16 protein-coding genes and 1 pseudogene are annotated in these 15,132 nt (G+C 41.5%); 6 read left to right on the top strand and 11 right to left on the bottom strand.

What is annotated here, in order from left to right; all coding sequences use genetic code 11:
* Window positions 1-231: 231 nt before the first annotated feature.
* The 4 genes from H539_RS0126610 to H539_RS29840 are packed head-to-tail and all read left to right on the top strand — an operon-like array spanning window position 232 to window position 4,518.
* Window positions 232-1,722, top strand: a complete 1,491-nt coding sequence (locus tag H539_RS0126610; RefSeq protein ID WP_026696059.1) for a spore germination protein — start codon at window positions 232-234, stop codon at window positions 1,720-1,722.
* A 21-nt stretch (window positions 1,723-1,743) separates the two neighbouring features.
* Window positions 1,744-2,835: a GerAB/ArcD/ProY family transporter gene (locus tag H539_RS0126615; RefSeq protein WP_026696060.1), complete on the top strand. Its 1,092-nt coding sequence runs from the start codon at window positions 1,744-1,746 to the stop codon at window positions 2,833-2,835.
* Entirely contained in the window at window positions 2,832-3,902 is a 1,071-nt protein-coding gene (locus H539_RS0126620; protein WP_026696061.1) for a Ger(x)C family spore germination protein, read from the top strand. The genes H539_RS0126615 and H539_RS0126620 overlap by 4 nt, the downstream gene beginning before the upstream one ends.
* 31 nt (window positions 3,903-3,933) lie before the next feature.
* Window positions 3,934-4,518, top strand: a complete 585-nt coding sequence (locus H539_RS29840) for a CBO0543 family protein (RefSeq protein WP_051348824.1) — start codon at window positions 3,934-3,936, stop codon at window positions 4,516-4,518.
* Between the two features lie 25 nt (window positions 4,519-4,543).
* On the opposite strand, the gene fbpA is transcribed toward H539_RS29840, so the two are convergent.
* From fbpA to H539_RS0126665, 8 genes and pseudogenes are all read right to left on the bottom strand, one after another.
* Window positions 4,544-4,705, bottom strand: a complete 162-nt coding sequence (gene fbpA / locus H539_RS33495) for a Fur-regulated basic protein FbpA (protein ID WP_155890289.1) — start codon at window positions 4,703-4,705, stop codon at window positions 4,544-4,546.
* A 5-nt stretch (window positions 4,706-4,710) separates the two neighbouring features.
* Entirely contained in the window at window positions 4,711-5,835 is a 1,125-nt protein-coding gene (gene ssuD / locus H539_RS0126635; RefSeq protein WP_026696062.1) for an FMNH2-dependent alkanesulfonate monooxygenase, read from the bottom strand.
* Window positions 5,836-6,576: pseudogene (locus H539_RS0126640) on the bottom strand (ABC transporter permease); the annotation flags it as partial. It abuts the gene before it with no gap.
* Window positions 6,577-6,712: 136 nt separating this feature from the next.
* Window positions 6,713-7,480 carry an ABC transporter ATP-binding protein gene (locus tag H539_RS0126645; RefSeq protein WP_026696064.1) on the bottom strand — a complete coding sequence of 256 codons (768 nt, stop codon included), beginning with the start codon at window positions 7,478-7,480 and terminating at the stop codon, window positions 6,713-6,715.
* Between the two features lie 215 nt (window positions 7,481-7,695).
* Window positions 7,696-8,721, bottom strand: a complete 1,026-nt coding sequence (locus tag H539_RS0126650; RefSeq protein WP_026696065.1) for an aliphatic sulfonate ABC transporter substrate-binding protein — start codon at window positions 8,719-8,721, stop codon at window positions 7,696-7,698.
* Window positions 8,722-8,779: 58 nt separating this feature from the next.
* Window positions 8,780-8,938 carry a YezD family protein gene (locus H539_RS31210; RefSeq protein WP_081416058.1) on the bottom strand — a complete coding sequence of 53 codons (159 nt, stop codon included), beginning with the start codon at window positions 8,936-8,938 and terminating at the stop codon, window positions 8,780-8,782.
* Between the two features lie 255 nt (window positions 8,939-9,193).
* Entirely contained in the window at window positions 9,194-9,346 is a 153-nt protein-coding gene (locus H539_RS31855) for a hypothetical protein (protein WP_155890291.1), read from the bottom strand.
* A 142-nt stretch (window positions 9,347-9,488) separates the two neighbouring features.
* The gene (locus tag H539_RS0126665) at window positions 9,489-9,815 is read right to left on the bottom strand and encodes a hypothetical protein (protein WP_026696066.1); all 327 of its coding nucleotides are present in this window, start codon (window positions 9,813-9,815) and stop codon (window positions 9,489-9,491) included.
* Between the two features lie 210 nt (window positions 9,816-10,025).
* Between H539_RS0126665 and H539_RS0126670 the strand changes: the two genes are divergently transcribed.
* Window positions 10,026-10,841 (top strand): STAS domain-containing protein, encoded by an 816-nt coding sequence (locus H539_RS0126670; protein ID WP_026696067.1) that lies wholly within the window; start codon window positions 10,026-10,028, stop codon window positions 10,839-10,841.
* A 19-nt stretch (window positions 10,842-10,860) separates the two neighbouring features.
* Here the strand turns inward: H539_RS0126670 and H539_RS0126675 are convergent, their stop codons facing one another.
* The gene (locus H539_RS0126675) at window positions 10,861-11,280 is read right to left on the bottom strand and encodes a universal stress protein (RefSeq protein WP_026696068.1); all 420 of its coding nucleotides are present in this window, start codon (window positions 11,278-11,280) and stop codon (window positions 10,861-10,863) included.
* Window positions 11,281-11,505: 225 nt separating this feature from the next.
* Between H539_RS0126675 and H539_RS0126680 the strand changes: the two genes are divergently transcribed.
* Window positions 11,506-11,811, top strand: a complete 306-nt coding sequence (locus tag H539_RS0126680) for a DnaJ domain-containing protein (RefSeq protein ID WP_155890293.1) — start codon at window positions 11,506-11,508, stop codon at window positions 11,809-11,811.
* A 154-nt stretch (window positions 11,812-11,965) separates the two neighbouring features.
* On the opposite strand, the gene H539_RS0126685 is transcribed toward H539_RS0126680, so the two are convergent.
* Together H539_RS0126685 and H539_RS31860 are read right to left on the bottom strand one after the other, a co-directional pair.
* A complete protein-coding gene (locus tag H539_RS0126685) occupies window positions 11,966-14,377 on the bottom strand; it encodes a putative bifunctional diguanylate cyclase/phosphodiesterase (RefSeq protein ID WP_026696070.1) in 2,412 nt (803 codons plus the stop codon).
* 485 nt (window positions 14,378-14,862) lie between these two features.
* Window positions 14,863-15,003, bottom strand: a complete 141-nt coding sequence (locus H539_RS31860) for a hypothetical protein (RefSeq protein WP_155890295.1) — start codon at window positions 15,001-15,003, stop codon at window positions 14,863-14,865.
* Window positions 15,004-15,132: the final 129 nt, after the last annotated feature.

The raw sequence follows: 15,132 nt of genomic DNA on the forward strand, positions 1-15,132 counted from the left end.
CACCTTGTGACAGCTCCTTTTTAGAATGTTTTCCTAACGAGGGCTGATGTTACCACTACTATATTCACGGACGAGCATGACAGACACATACAGAAAAGGAAATGGGCCACTCTATAGAAAGCAGCCCGGACATGGGAAAAATTTAAATACCTGCATAGAACACGCTGATTAGCAAAAAATAGGAATATGATTTTTAAAGTGCGGGTTTGAGAGGAAGGCAGGACAAATTCCATGTTTAACTGGTTTAAGGCAAGGAATACCGGAGCGGAAACGAATCAAAGAGATCAGATGTCCCTGATAGATCTGCATGAGCTTTGTAAAAAATCAGGAGACTTCGTCAGTTTTCAGCCGATTAATTCAGAGATATGTGTTTCGTATTATAATACGCTGGTTAATAAAAAGGTCATCAACAAGGATATCCTTGCCTATCTGGATTTGCACAAAGGACTTACTCTTGAACAGCTGATAGAAAAGATACCGATTGAAAGACCTGTCCTTACAGAGGACGTCCAAAGCATGAAAGAAAAGCTGCTGATCGGCTATGTTATGATTTTCTACCCGGAGCAGCCTTCTAAAGCAATTCTGCTGCCAGCCTCAGAAAAGAAACAGCGCCAGATTTCATTCCCGGAAGCTGAATACACGGTTGTCGGGCCTAAGGAAGGCTTTGTGGAATCTATTGAAACGAATATTAATTTAATTCGGAAGCGCCTGCCGATACCAGAGTTAATCATAGAGGAGACCACTGCCGGGACTTTCACCAAAACAAAAATAGCGGTTGTTTATATTGATGGAGTGGCGAATGAGGAAAATGTGAATACCGTTACCCAGCGTATTAAAGGAATCAGCTATGACCAGATCATAGATATTTCTTATATAGCGCAGATGATCGAGGATAATAATAATTCCGTTTTTCCGCAAATGATTGATACGGAACGGCCTGACAGGGTGGCTGCCATTCTCTCGGAAGGGAAAATCGCTATCCTGTGTGACGGCTCCCCCTATGCGCTGACGGGACCCACCACTTTGATTGAGTTCTTTGCTTCCTTTGAGGATTACTTTCTCTCCTGGCATATCGCGTCTGTATTTCGACTAATCCGGTTATTCGCAGTTACGTTTTCCGTTTTTTCCACGCCCTTATACGTCGCTGTGCTTACCTTTCATTATGAGATGATACCTGAGAATCTGCTGTATACCTTGATTTCCTCAAGAAGCGGAATACCTTTTCCTCCCATTATGGAAGCAATCATTTTGGAATTGACGATCGAGCTTCTGCGGGAAGCAGGATCCAGGCTTCCGTCAAAGGTTGGCCAGACGATCGGTATTGTTGGCGGTATCGTAATCGGGACTGCGGCTGTTGATGCAGGGCTCACCAGCAATGTTCTCCTGATCATTGTTGCACTTGCAGCACTTTCTTCATTTACTACTCCCGTCTATAAGATGAGTAATACCATCAGGCTGCTCCGTTTTCCTTTTTTGTTAATGGCACAGCTGCTTGGGATGCTGGGGATCGCTGTTTGCTTCTGCTTTATTTTGATCCATCTTCTTAAGCTAACATCGCTTGGCAGGCCGTATATAGGGCCGATTTATCCCCTGAGGGTAAGGGATCTAAAGGATGCATTATTCAGGCTTCCCTTTGATACTCAAAATTTAAGGCCGTTCGAAGTAAGATCGCCCCATCCTTCACGGCCGCCTATTAAAAAAGAAAAAGATATCGACGAGTAATACTAGGAAAGGATGATGAACTTGTTAACCCAGCCAGATGAATCGAAACAGGTTTCCCCTTTCTTTGTTGCTTATATTGTGCACAGCATGCAGATTGGTATTGGGATATTGGGGTTTGAACGGTATATCGCCAAGGATGCAGGCTATGATGCCTGGATCGGTATTATTCTCTCTGGGTTCACGATTCACATTTTGATCTGGATGGTTTATAAAATTCTGGGGAATGGCCAGAATGACATCGTAGGCGTCCATAGCAGCTTGTTTGGAAAGTGGATCGGAGGATTATTCAGCATTTGTTTTATTGTCTATTTTTGTTTATTTTCCATTACGATTGTTCGAAGTTATACCGAAGTCATACAAGTGTGGATGTTTCCCGGTTTGAATACCTGGTACCTGAGCTTCATCCTCCTCCTCCTTGTTTATTTTGCGGTTACCGGCGGTTTCCGGGTCATAGTGGGTCTTTGTTTTTTAGGAATCGTCTATACCATCCCGCTCCTGCTTCTTAAGTGGTTTCCTTTAAAGGAAGCTGACTTTACCAATCTGCTTCCTATCATGAATCATCGGCTGATGGATCTATTCAAGTCATCAAAAATTATGACCTTGAACTACCTTGGATTTGAAGTTTTGCTTTTCTGCTATCCATTTATCAAACGCGGAAAGAGTTCTCAAAAGTGGGCACATGCCGGTTTAATTCTAAGTATTTTAGTCTATTTGTTCACGGCTGTAGTTTCATTTGCGTACTTTACTCAGCGGCATCTCAATCATATTATCTGGCCGACATTAAGCTTGTGGCAGACCGTGGACCTGCCCTTTATCCAGCGTTTTGAATATGTGGGCATTACCCTTTGGCTGTTCCAGATTCTTCCGAACATCTGTATGTTTGTATGGGCCGGCAGCCGTGGATTGAAACGACTGTTCGGCGGTAAGCAGAAGCACATGCTGATGTTTATCCTCTTGTTGATATTTTTAGCGTCCATCCGGATGACAAACCGGGGGGAGATCGACTTTTTTACAACGATTGTTGGACGTGTTGGCTTTTATACATTGTATTTTTATATTCCTTGTCTGTTTGCTGCCCAAATTGTCATGAAACGTGTGAGGAAAAAAGCATGAAAAAAATAATGATCTGGATTGTCATTCTCGGAATAGTGGTTGGAGGGGCTACGGTCAAGACGAAAGTTTTGGAGGATCTTCAGCTTGTCACGATTTATGGGTACGATTATGCAGGGAAAAATAAAATCCGGGGTATCGTCAGCACACCAGTTATTCCTACAACTGAAAATACCCCTCCAGGCAGCAAGATTTTGGGTGTTGATGCACACACAAGTAAAAATTCCCGCCAGCTGCTTCAGTCGGTATCTCCGAAACCCCTTGTCATCGGAAGGCTGAATACGGCTTTGTACAGTGATAAAATAGCCAAAAAAGGGTTATTCCGGCTGCTTGACACCCTGATCAGGGACCCCTCCCTTGGCCGAAGCTTAATGCTTGCCGTAGTAAAAGGCAGTGTTGAAGATTTACTATCAGAAAAGTATACGATGACAGAAACTTCTTCTATGTATGTTTCGGAGTTAATGAAAAATAATAATCAAAGCGTGATCCCTAAGACAAGCCTGCATTCTTTTTTAAACGATTATTTTGAGAAAGGGAGAGATCCCTTCCTCCCGCTGCTGGAAAAAGGGACGGATTTAATCCGGATGAAGGGCATCGCTTTTTTTAAGCAGGACAGGTATATCTGGGAGCTTCCATATGCCGAATGCTTTGTCTTTAAAATGCTTTACGAGAATTTTAAAAATGGTATGTACGAATATAAGGCGGATGGAGACTACGTAACCCTAGAAAATCTTCAGTCAAAGGTCCATTATCATATAAGTGCCGACAACAAACAAGTAACCATCCATGTAAGTCTGAAAGGAAAACTTCTGGATGCATCAGGCCACCAGCTGGCAAGCTCAAAAAGTATTCCAGACTTGGAAAAAACATTGAGCAGGGTACTTATCAAAAAAGCTGCCCGATTGGAAAATAAATTCAAAAAACTGAATATAGATCCACTTGGGATAGGTGATAAAGCCAGAAGCAAAGAGAGGCACTTTAATTTTGAAGAATGGAACAAACAATATAAGAACATAACTTTCAAAAATGATGTGAAAGTGGAAATTACTCAATCAGGTGCAGTGGACTGAAGGTACTAATCTGATTCCCAGGGTGAAAAGCATGGATAATATAACTTACAATGATGTCAAAGAAGCAAGGGAAACCTATATGCATCTGAACAAAGAGTACTGGCAAACCCATGAAGTTTGGCATGGTCATTGGTGGTTCTTGGTTTTGTCATCCCTTGCCACCCTTGTTATCTGGTGGATTTTTGCGGATAAGGATAAAAGCCGGTTTCCCCATATATTCTGTTATGGGCTGTTATGCAGCCTGGCTTCTTTCTCTCTGGATACAACGGGAGTCCTTATGAACTTTTGGGCATATCCTCACAAGGTATTGTTTATGATTCCCTCATCCGTTCCGGCAGATCTGGTCGTCATTCCAGTCTCAGGAATGCTGATTTTTCAATACTTTCCCCGCTGGAAAGCCTTTATCCCAGCCGCAATAGCTCTTTCTGCGATCTTTTCATTCATCATAGAACCTTCTTTCATTAAATTTGATTTATTCATGCTGATCAAGTGGCGCCATACATACTCCTTCATAGGATTTATCCTTCTATTCACAGCATTAAAAGGGATCCTTCAGCTCATATGGCGCCAATTGCGAAATGGGGACAGTAAAAAAAGCGATGTGCCGAGATTATAAAACACGGTAAATGGGGACTGTCCCTTTATTTCTTTTCCATGCATAGTTTTTTGTATTCTTCTTCCAGTTCTGTAAGGGTTCTGATAGTGGAGAGATATTCTCTGTCTGTGTAGTTTCCATTCTTTATTAAGTAGGAAATGAGATATTCTTTCCTTCTTTTTAGGGCTCTTCTCAGTAAATAACTCATAGGCTTCAAACTCGGCTTTCTATAGGACTGGATGCAGCGGTAAGCTCCCCTTTGGTATGGAATAGGTCTGTTGATGAAGTGTTCTTGAAGGGAAGAAGCGGAGAAAGCAGCTCCGCGGTCCGGTAGGCTTCCTCTAAATGCGGATAGCCTGATAGAATAAAGGTTTCAATCCCTATTTCAGCGTATTCCTTGATTCTTTCTGCAACCTGTTCAGGACTGCCAACAAGGGCTGTTCCTGCCCCCGTCCTCACTAACCCGATCCCTGCCCATAAATTCGGGCTGATTTCCAATGCCTCCCTGCCCTTCTGAAGCCCAGCCATTCTGGACTGCCCGATCGAATCCATCTGAGAAAATGCTTTTTTGGCTCTTTCTATGGTTTGATGATCAACATACTGGATGAGCTGGTCAGCCGCTGCCCAGGCTTCATTTTCGGTTTCCCTCACAATGATATGAAGGCGTATGCCGAATCGGACGCTTCTCCCTTCAAAGGCTGCCAGCCGTCTCACCTCTTCTATTTTTTTGGCCGCTTGAGGAAGGGGTTCTCCCCATGTTAAGTAAACATCGGAATGCTTTGCTGCCACTCTCTGACCAGCAGGTGAAGAACCGCCAAAATAGATTGGCGGATAGGGCTTCTGATAGGAAGGAAATAGGAGTTTGCCCCCTTTTATCTGGACATACTCCCCATGGAAGTCCACTTCTTTTCCTTCTAACAGAGATTTCCAAACGGACAGAAACTCATCTGCTGCTCCATATCTATCGTCATGCTTTAAAAATAGGCCGTCTCCCGCTAATTCTGCTGGATTTCCTCCTGCCACAAGATTCACAAGAAGCCTGCCTTCAGATATCCGGTCTGCGGTCGCTGCCATTCTCGCCGCTACACTTGGACTCATCAACCCTGGACGGACTGCCACCAGAAACTTCAGCCTTTGGGTTAAAGGCATGAGAGCGGAGGCAAGCATCCAGGGATCCTCGCAAGTCCTCCCTGTCGGAATCAAGACACCGGTATATCCCAGTGTATCTGCAGCCTGTGCGATTTGCTTGAAATAAGAAAAGTCTGCCTTTCTTCCTCCGCGGTACGTACCCAGATATCTTCCGTCCCCATGTGACGGGATAAACCAAAAAAACTCCATTTAGATCTCTCCTTTTTCTCCTTTAAAATGATCACGCCATTTTAACAGCTTTGCCTCTAACAGCCTGACAAGGGAATCGGTAATTTTTCCTGCGGCCGCAAAAATGATGATTCCTGCAAAAACGACTTCTGTATTGGAAAACTGTCTTGCATCCATGATCATGTACCCTATGCCTTCGCTCGATCCCATCATTTCCGCCACGACTAAACCGAGCCAGGCTATGCCAAGCGACAGCCGGATTCCCAATAAAATATTTGGCATGGCAGCAGGCAGAATCAGTTTTGTGAATAATTTTCTTTTATTGAACTCCAATACCCGCGCTACATCAAAAAGCTTGGAATCTACTCCCCTGATTCCTAAGAAGGTGTTCACATAGACTGGGAAAAAGGCTCCTTTTGCTATCAAAAGGATTTTGGAAAGCTCACCAAACCCAAACCAAAGGATGAACAATGGTGCTACTGCGAGATGAGGAATGGTCCTCAGCATCTGGAAGGAGGGGTCCATCAGTTCTTCGCTTTTATTTGAAAATCCAACAACTCCCCCCAGCAGCAAGCCAAGCCCCGCTCCTAAGATAAAGCCAGCTCCTGCTCTTATTGAGCTGATTTGGAGGTTATTCCATAGTTCACCGGTTGATGCCAGTTCTTTAAAGGCTTGGAAAATGGATGTCGGTACCGGCAGTAGATTCTCTGAAATTATTCCAAGACTCCCTGCTGCCTGCCAAACAGCCAGTATAATAAGTGGAAGGATCAATCCTTTGAGGATCCTTGATAATCCTACATTTAAACGCTGGAAGGCCTCTTTTTCAGCTGAATGATGGATGCTGTCAGGCAAAATCCCGGCCGTTATTTCTGCTTTTGTTTTACTCATATCTGCTGCCTCACCCCTTAACCATTTTTTCGGAAAATAGTCCTGCAGATTCTAGTTCAATCATTACCTTCTGCCGGATCTGCTGAAAAGGAAGCTCTGATTTCTTTCGCGGATAAGGCAGGTCCACAGGAATACTGCGGCTGATCGTCCCCGGCCTCTGAGTCATGATTAAAATCCGGTTTCCTAAATAAATTGATTCATCAATATCATGGGTGACAAGGATCATGGTCGTCCGTTTCTTTTCCCAGATCGTTAACAATACATCCTGAAGATGGGTCCGTGTAAAAGCATCCAATGCACCGAATGGCTCATCGAGAAGAAGGACGTCCGGCTCTCTGAGGAGTGCCCTTGCTATGGCTGTACGCTGGGCCATGCCGCCTGAAAGCTCACTCGGATAAGCTTTTTCAAATCCCTTAAGCCTGACGGTTTCCAGCAGATCATCGACCTTCTTTCTGACTTCCCTATCACTAAGCGGGAGGTCGGCTGCTATATTTTTTTCGACATTCAGCCAGGGAAACAAACGGTGCTCCTGGAAGATGAACCCTTGTTTTATGCCCGGACCATGTAATGGCCGGCCCCCTATTTGAACAGAACCTTCATATTGCCGGTCCAGCCCGGCCAGTATTTTAAGGAGTGTGCTCTTCCCGCAGCCGCTGGGTCCGATGATGGTTACAAAATCTCCCTGTTTTATTTCTAGATTAATATTCTCAAGCGCTTTAACTTCTTCTTGCCTGCCCTTGATAAAAGTTTTGCTGACGGATCTAATTGAAACACTCATCCTTTTTCCTCTTTTCTAAACAAATCATTTATATTTTCTTGCGGGTTCTTAGAAATGAAAATTCCATGGATAATCAAAAAAGACTGCTATTCCTTAATAAAAGAGGAAAGCAGCCTTCAGTTGTCTGATAAGCCGGGTTTTGGTTGGTTTTTGTTTTTTCGTACAAAAATATAATTGTTTCGCTGCCCGCTTGTGAAGTGCATCAGCCCATTTCTTTAATTACCGGGCTTGTAGTCCTTTAATGCCTTCTCTATGTATGAATTGTCGACTACTTTAGAAACGTCGATCTGGCTTTTTAAACCTTTTTGATCTACAAGAAGGTCGGCTGTTTTTTGCTGCCCGCTGATTAAATCCTTGGTGATCGGTTTGTTTTCTGGTGTCGAATTTTTTAGTACCGACTGGATAATGGCTTTATCTGTCTTCTTTAATTTTGAATACAGCTCGGCAGCCTCCTCTGGATGCTCATTCTGCCACCTTGTCGCTTTTTCCGTAACCTTTAAGTAAAGGACTACGAGTTCAGGATGTTCTTTAGCAAACTTTGTCCGCACAAGCTGAAAACCAGGGCTTGATGATTCTGTTGTCTTTCCATTAGCAATTACTCTGGCTCCATTTTTTATCACTTCTGTTGATTGAAACGGCTCCCAGATGGCCCATGCATCCACCGATCCATTTTCAAATGCAGGCTGTGCGGCGTCAGGCTGTAATTGGATAATTTGGATGTCAGAGGGCTTTATATTTTCTTTTTTTAACGCATTATACAATAGGCCGTATGAACTGCTTCCTTTCGCTACAGCTACCTTTTTCCCTTTTAAATCTTTTATGGAGTTTATGGAACTTCCTTTTTTAACTAAAATGGCATCACCCATTTCTCCAGCACTTCCAGAGGCAATTTCCTTGAATGGAATATCGGCAGCCTGGCCGACAAGGACAGGAATGTTGCCTACCCGGCCAAAATCAAGCCTGTCTGAAGCAATAGCCTCAAAATATTCCGGCCCGCTTTGAAATTCCACCCACTTGACTTTAGCTCCCTCTTTTTTGAATTCTTCCTCAAACCAGCCTTTCTCTTTTGCGGCCAGTATTGGCCATATGCTTTGCTGGATTCCTATACTCACAGGAACTGCCTGTTTATCTGTTTTTGCGGATGCAGAATCTTTAAGCTTAGAGTCTTCCTTTGAACAAGAGCATAATAATACAACTGCTGCGAAAAGCACGAAAACCCGCATCAAAGCCGTTCGTTTCATTCGTTTCCCCCCATTTTTTTAAATGCCAGGGGCCTTCAGTTGACTGATAAGCCATCGTTTACTTACGGTTTGTATTTGCAAATCGTATCTTTTCTGTGTAATCAATTTGTGTGATTGCACCGTTATGCACAGTAATGACAATAGATCCAAAGTTGATGGTTTTAATGATTTTTTCGATATAAAGCTGTTTTTCCAAATCCAAATCCGATTCTGCCATAATCCTAATCCTCCTTTTTTAAATTTTATTTAGTTTGCCTTTAGTTGCCTAATCAGCAGAACAAACAGCTGGAAACCTTAATTTGCCGATTATTCCAATTAATTTAGTGGGTTTTAGATAAAATAAAAAACCAAAGCCCCCAATTGTTTGAATCAGAGCCTTTGGTTATCCAATCAGCAGTATTTTTTTAATACTATAAAACACTCTTTCTCTCATTGTCAATTCGTTTTTGTAAAATTCTAATAACTAAGTTATTCATGCCTTCAAAGTCATATTCCTTATTTGGAGGGAGAGCTCCTCGAACTGGGAGATCACCAAGTCCGGCCTGTCAAGATGGATGGAGTGTCCGGCATTTTGGGCAAATACAAGCCTGCTTGAGGAGGTTAATTTGCTTTGCTCTTTAATCATTATCCATATTTTCTCATTTTTCATCTGAGAAGGGAAGAAAAAAAGATGCTGGCCATTGTGCCTTTCCCTGATTAAATCCAGTCAATGCAGCGAGGGCTATGGGTTGTCAGCATCCTTTTTCATACAATATGTATCAATATTCTTATCTGGTTCGTTTTAAAATGGTATGTATATCAACAGTTGCTGCATGTTTGGCTTGAGTAAAGGTATAAACCTGATTTTTTGCCCAGTGATCATAAACTCTCGCCAGGTCGTTGCGATCATAAACTTTATTGGAAAACGTAGTAAAAAAGTATACCAATAAAACATTTACGACTGCCAAAGGCAGTTGTTTTCTCTGTGATAAAGATCGCATAGCCAATCTATCCAGACCTCTTATGTTCCCTCCTGTTAAATTCAGCATTAAATCTTCTGGATCTGCCTTTTCACAGTATTTGGAAAAATCCGGATCATTCAAATCATTCGTCATTCGTCTTCTCCTAAACAGTTTCGTTATTATTCGGCTGCACGTTTATATATACACCATTTCCCCTTGCCTTTAAACCAGTTCAACAAAAATTTTGCTATAGGATGATACTATTTCAAAAAAGAGATCAAGCTTTTTTACAAAGAGAAGATTATAAAAAACCATCCGGGGTAAAAGATAAAAGTTAAATATATTTAGGATTCGGTGGTTTGTATGGAAAAAACTATTATCGACATACTGCAACGTAACCGTGAAAATTTATATGCTGCGTGGCAGCAGGAACTTGGAGAAGCACAGGAAAAAGAATCTCTGGTTCTTGAGAGTTCAGATAAGAAATATCCTGTCGCAAGAGAATTGTTCACCATTATCTTTGAGAGTCTAAAGAAAATGGATACAGAAGCGGAAGCAGATCTCAGGCAGATTTATTCAAAAATCCTTCAATTCAATGAATCTATCAATCTTCTTACAAAAGGATTCCAAAGTTTTCGCAGAATCGCTCTAAAAATATTATTAGAGGAAGAACTGACGAAAGATCAGATTCTGCAAATTTACAATCAGATAGACCGATGGTTTGATCCAGTCATCTCCCAGGTGGTCAGTCACTGTTCTGAAGAATGGGAGAGTACGTTTATGCAGCAGGAAGAAACATTAAGAGAGCTGTCAGCTCCTGTTATTCAGCTATTTGAAAATATCACGGTCATGCCCCTTATCGGAACCATCAGCGAAAGGCGTGCCATCACCATTATGGAAAATCTGCTTAATGGCATACAGCGGCAACAGGCAGCCATTGTATTCCTGGATATCCGCGGTGTTCCGGTAGTTGATACGTTTGTTGCCCAATCCATAATTCATTCTTCCAGGGCAGCCAATCTCCTTGGAGCGGAATGCATAATAGTCGGAATCAGGCCAGAAATAGCACAAACGATTATCAATCTTGGAATTGATTTATCAGAGATCCGCACCTACAGTTCCCTGAATCAAGGATTACTATATGCAGTCCGCAGGCTTAATATTTCTGTATCTGTTTAACCCTGCGGACTTATCATTTTCACTTAACAATCAGGACTGGGCATGCTGCACGTTTGGCAACTTTATGGCTCACACTTCCAAGGACAAATTCTTGAAATCTGTTCAAGCCGCGGCTCCCGATGACCACCAGGTCCACTTTATTTTTATGGGCAAAATCAACAAGGCATGGGCCTGGGCTGCCATGGAGAATGTTTATGGTTACCGGTACCCCGGCATCTGCGGCAAGCTGTTCAATCTCACTGATTCGTTCTTTTCGTGCATCTTGAATGTCTTTTGTATTCCAGTTATTAAGCACATCCGTCCTAACCTGGTCAGGTTCAATCACATAGACGATTTCAATAGCAGAGCCGGCACTTCCATTTGCAAGGTGGATGGCATGCTCTGCTGCCCTTTTGGAATTTTTTGAGCCGTCGGCAGCAAGGAGAATCCTTTGATACATGATATAACCCTCCCTATATTTACGTTTGTCTTGATACTTTTATCATAATCCTGTTGAAAGCGCTCTACAATACATAAATCTTGATTTTGGTCCGCAATCTCTAATTTATCAAGTTTGTAATCGAATTGTTAAAGAGCTGACATTCTAGATAAAAACACTCGTGCTATCATATTGAGGTTGAGGGTTTTAGATTGAATGCTGCTTGCCAAGGGAGTTAAGTCCAAGATGTCGAATGAAAAAGAGCTTATCCAGGAAATAGAATTATTGAAAACTGCTTTACAGATTGAGCGGACAAAAGTTTATTCGTTGAAAAAGATGCTGAAAGCTGAATATGAACTTAAGGATTCGAAGAAACTTAATCTTCACGATCTTCTTGGGTTAAAGAGCCATGAAGATATTTCTTCACTTAAAAGGGAATTTAAGAAGCTATTAAAAGCCCTTCATCCTGATAAAGGCGGGGATGAACGTTTATTTAAGGTATTTAGTGACCACTATAGCACCCTTAAATACAGAGATAAGGACTTTAGTTAGCGGAATTCATCATTCCCCCCTCCTGACTATGAACACAGAAAAACCTTCCGATCCCTTAAGGGACGAAAGGTTTTCTTCCACTGTTCCACACAAATTACCGATAAGACTCTAAGATTCACTGATTACAGCAAGCAGATTTATCCAGTTCCTGCATTCAAATGATTTCGCCTGAGAAGCTCTCTATTCTCCTCAGGAACCTCCCCATTAGCATCCAATTATATTCTGACTCGGGCGGTGTCCATATGCTGTGTTTCAAATTGGTCGACAGGGATCGGAGGAGAAAAATAATATCCCTGGACCTCATCACAACCGAAACCTTCAGGAGCTCAATCTGATCACTCGTCTCTACTCCTTCTGCAATAACCTTTAAATTCAGGCTTTTTGCCAAGAAGATAATCGCTGAAACAACTTCCTTCCGGTTATGTAGATTGTTCACAAAAGTCCGGTCAATCTTCAGAATATCTACATGAAGCTTATCTAAATACCGCAGTGAACTGTACCCTGTGCCAAAATCATCGATGCTGACAGACAGCCCATATTCCCTTAACTTTTGCAATGTGGCATTGACTTCTTCCTCATTTTCCATAACAATCCGCTCTGTTATTTCTAATTCCAGCATGCTGCCGTTGAGCCCGAATTTTGATATGTTCTCAAGGATAAAATCAGCAAACCCTTCCTGTAAGATGGTTATGAGCGAAATATTAATGGAAACTCTTTGGATTTCCCGTTTCTCCTTTTTCCATTCATTAAGCTTAATACAAACCTCTGAGACTACGAAGCGCTCAAGCCTTACGATCAATCCGCTTTCCTCAGCAATAGGAATAAAAACATCAGGAGGAATAAAGCCCTTTTCTTTATGCTTCCACCTGAGGAGTACTTCTGAACCTACAAGTGAATTCGAAATAATATTATATTTCGGCTGGAAATACAGCATCAATTTATTTTCTTCGATAGCTTTTATTAAGTCATTCTCAATTTTCAGCTTGTCGATTTCAATATCAGCCATTTTTTTATTGTAAACAGAATATCCATTTGCCCCATTTTCCTTGGACTGGTACATGGCAATGTCTGCGTATTTATATAAGTCATCCATATTCCTGGTATCATCCGGGAAAGAAGCAATCCCCATGCTTGCTGTCATGATTACCTCATAGCCGTTGATCATCATGGGCTTGCGGAATTCCTCGATAATTTTCTCGGCAAGGGTGAAAGAGAAATTAGAGGTAATGATTAAAAACTCATCCCCGCCAAGCCTTGCGACCGTCCCATCTTGCTGCACAACAGCGGTAAGTCTTTTTCCGATCTCAATCAAAAGTTTATCCCCGAAGGAATGTCCAAAAGTATCATTGATTCTTTTAAAGCGGTCAAAATCCATCAGCATTATACGGAATGGATGATTTTCTTCTGCTGTCCTGCTCATTACTTTCTTCATCATCCTGCGATTAGGCAGTGTGGTCAATTCATCATGATAGGCCATGAATTCAACCTGCTTTTCGGCCTTCCTTTTATCGGTGATATCCTCTGCGATTCCGAAAGCCCCAACGACCTTCTGATCAATGACAGTGCGGACGGCTGTTATACGGATGGATTTTTTCTTCCCGTTAAAGTCTGTGATTTCCGTTTCTATATTTGTCTGATTGCCGTGCTCCAGATAATCTTTTACCTCTTTGCTCATTCCATTGGCAAAAAAGCTGCTGATATACATCCCTGGCAGCTGCTCTTTCGGAACCCCTGTTATCTTGGCTCCTTCATCATTCACATTTAAGATTATACCGTTTAAACCCACAGAAAATACTGCACTGGGATTATGATTGAATAGAGATTTATAAGACTCGACATTCTTTAGAAGAAGCTTATCGCCAAACAAATCAGGAACAAGATTCAGCACGACATTCGCCAGCATGACAAAGGCAAAGGGAATTAATTCTTCTGAAAAGGAAGGATGAATGGGATCAAGATTGATCATGGATACAATGACAATATAAGGAATACCTGAAAGGGCCGCTCCCGCTGTTATACATCCGATATATTTCCACTTTTGGATGAATGGGTAATGCTCCTCATTCGTAAATTGATTCAAAAAACGAAAAATGGAAAAAGAAGTACCAAGTACAAGAATGACGGTAATCATAGAAAAAACGGGCTTCCATTCCAATGAATGCTTAAACAGTACAAGAAACCCCAGAGTATCCGCCCCAAGAATACTTACAGCCACAGCGATGCTGCCAAGGATAAAATACTTCTCATTGATGACCTTGAATTGGGCCATTTTGAGAGCAATGACGCAGCCCGTAAAGCTAAATAGAAAATTAAACAAAGAATAAAGTTTATAATTATTCGTTGAGAAGGAGATATCAAACGAATAGGATACAAAAAAGTGTGTCAGCCAAAAGGTCACCGCAAGGTAAAAGGCGCCTTTTAACAAGAATCCTGACCCAACAGCCTGCAGTTTGACTCTACGGCTGATTTCAATTCCAATGATACAGCTGATGATGGATAAAACGATCGTCATTAATACATATCGGTAATCAAATAAATTAAAATTACTAAAAAAAGAAGAATTCATTCTTCCTCCTACTCTCTATTTCATTTACGTCCTTCATAAGCATAAAAATAGTTCTATATACTTATCGGTGTTTTTTTTCATTTCTTTAATTCGCGGGTAGAACATAGAAATCAGAAGAATGATGGGTCTTTATTCCTAAAAAGACTATATCAAGGAAAAACATGGTAAAGGAAGAAAAAATATTTAACTGGCATACTATTATATCAGGATTTGAGATAGGGATGAAGAGACGGGATGGGGCCGTAACAATGCGGATTTTTTCCTGTTCTATTGCTCCAGCAGAATAATAGAATTCGTTAATATAAACTATTGATCATATGAAATACAAGAGGCCATTCTAGGTATGAAGCCGGGACTTTCAGAAAAAAAATGAAACATTAAAAGGAGTCTGCCATTATCATAATTTGGCGGCAGACTCCCCTTAACCTTCCCTGGATTTATTCAATTGTTTGATTCGAATGACCTCTTTCTCTATTAAAATAGAATTATATGGTATTCATATCACGGTCGGGCTCATTTAAATAATCTGGTTCCACCTGATCAAACATATGTGATAGGTAAGTATTCAGTTCAAAACGCTCCTCTTTGATGTAATCGGATAGACGCATACGGTTTTTTTCTGTCATATTCAATTCCTCCTTTATGATTTTCTTGTACTCTTATTATTCCCCCCCTTCATAAAAATAATCCTCTATTAGACTATTAATCAGTCCAATTATTGGGAATTCATACATCGCTGTGAGAACTTTTTACAT

It is taken from the genome of Peribacillus kribbensis DSM 17871, assembly GCF_000430765.1.
Taxonomy (GTDB): Bacteria; Bacillota; Bacilli; order Bacillales; family DSM-1321; genus Paraperibacillus; species Paraperibacillus kribbensis.